This window comes from Streptomyces sp. NPDC005574, from assembly GCF_040605435.1.
In the GTDB taxonomy this organism is placed as follows: domain Bacteria; phylum Actinomycetota; class Actinomycetes; order Streptomycetales; family Streptomycetaceae; genus Streptomyces.
Map to the genome: position 1 here is coordinate 1 of NZ_JBEXCW010000325.1, position 1425 is coordinate 1425.

The window sequence follows — 1425 nt, forward strand, 5'->3', positions numbered from 1 at the left end:
CGCACCCGACATCCCGCCCCTCCCCGAGGCCGCGTAACATCACAGACCGGAACCTCCCTCGTCGAGCCTTTTACACCGCTCCGAGGACGCCACCGGCGAGTCCGCAAAGACCTCGTGCTGCCGGTGGTCGAGCAGTTGCCGGACGGCTCGTATCTCACCCAGATCTTCGATCGCAGCGACATCCACCACACCCGTCGCGGGGTGCCAGTACGCGCGGTGGAATACAGCATCGCCGGCCATGAGGGCGTCTACCGGCTCATCACCACGATCCTCGACCCGGACAAGGCCCCGGCCCCGGAACTGGCCTCCCTCTACGCCCAGCGATGGGAGTTCGAGTCCACCCTCGACGAAATCAAGACCCACCTCGGCGGGTCGCACCTGGTACTGCGTTCGCAGCACCCTGACGGGGCCGAGCAGGAACTTTACGGCTTTCTGCTCGTCCACCACGCCATCCGGTACCTGATGCACCAGGCCGCACGACAAGCCGACCAAGACCCCGACCGGATCTCCTTCACCCGCTCACTGCGCGTCGTGCGCCGCCAGGTCACCGACCAGGCGGCATTTTCCCCCCGGCCGACTCACCCGCGCGGTCAAAGCCACCCACGCTGAACTCCTCGAACGCCTCCTGCCACGGCGACGCCGCCGGGCCAACCCCCGCGTCATCAAACGCAAAGTCGCCAGCTGGCCCCTCAAACGCGCTGCCCACCGCGTTGCAGACCGCCCATGTGCTGCGGCCGTCACCATCGTTGGCGCCACCAAACCCAAACGGGTCAAGCGGGCGCCAAAGCCCTAAGTTACCGGTATTGACCCTAAGCTTGGCGTTTAACGAGGGCGGGCTTGGTGTTCCTTGATTGACTCGGCGCGTTTGACCGTCTTTCCGACGTCGTGGTGCCTGGCCCGGTGCTTGTTCTTCGAGCCGGGAGGTCGCCCGGGCCCTGGCCGGGACGGTTTCGGTGCGGTCGCCGGACGGGCAGCGGTCGCGCGGACGTTGCGAAACCCCCGCCGCACCCGTGCGGGGGTGAGGCGGCGGGGCTCGGCCGGTCGTTCCCAGGGGCGACGGAGGTCTTCGGCGAGGGGCCGGGCGAGGCGGAGCTGGGTGTGGGCGGCGATGATGAGCCAGGTCCACAGGTCGGCGGTGTCGGCGTGCCGGACCTTCGGGGCCGTCCAGCCGAGGGTCTGTTTCATGAGCCGGAAGGTGTGTTCAAGATCGAATCTGCGGAGGAAAGACTGCCACCAGCGCTCCACCTCCGCCGGTGCGGCGGAGGTGGCCGAGCACCACAGCCAGACTGGCTTGGGGTCACGGTTGCCCGGCAGATGGCCGGGCAACCGTGTGAACCGCCCCGGGTTTGATGGAGACATCGAAGACCCGGAAGGATCCCGAGCATGGCTGCACCCCGTAGGTACCCCGACGAACTGCGCGAGCGC

1 protein-coding gene and 1 pseudogene are annotated in these 1425 nt (G+C 67.9%); one reads left to right on the plus strand and one right to left on the minus strand.

Translation table 11 applies throughout. From position 1 onward, the window contains the following. Positions 1 to 114 precede the first annotated feature (114 nt). Entirely contained in the window at positions 115 to 609 is a 495-nt protein-coding gene (locus tag ABZT03_RS44505; protein ID WP_356050048.1) for a transposase, read from the plus strand. A gap of 213 nt (positions 610 to 822) precedes the next feature. On the opposite strand, the pseudogene ABZT03_RS44510 reads toward ABZT03_RS44505, so the two are convergent. Beyond that, positions 823 to 1302 (minus strand): annotated as a pseudogene (locus tag ABZT03_RS44510) (transposase); the annotation flags it as partial. Positions 1303 to 1425: the final 123 nt, after the last annotated feature.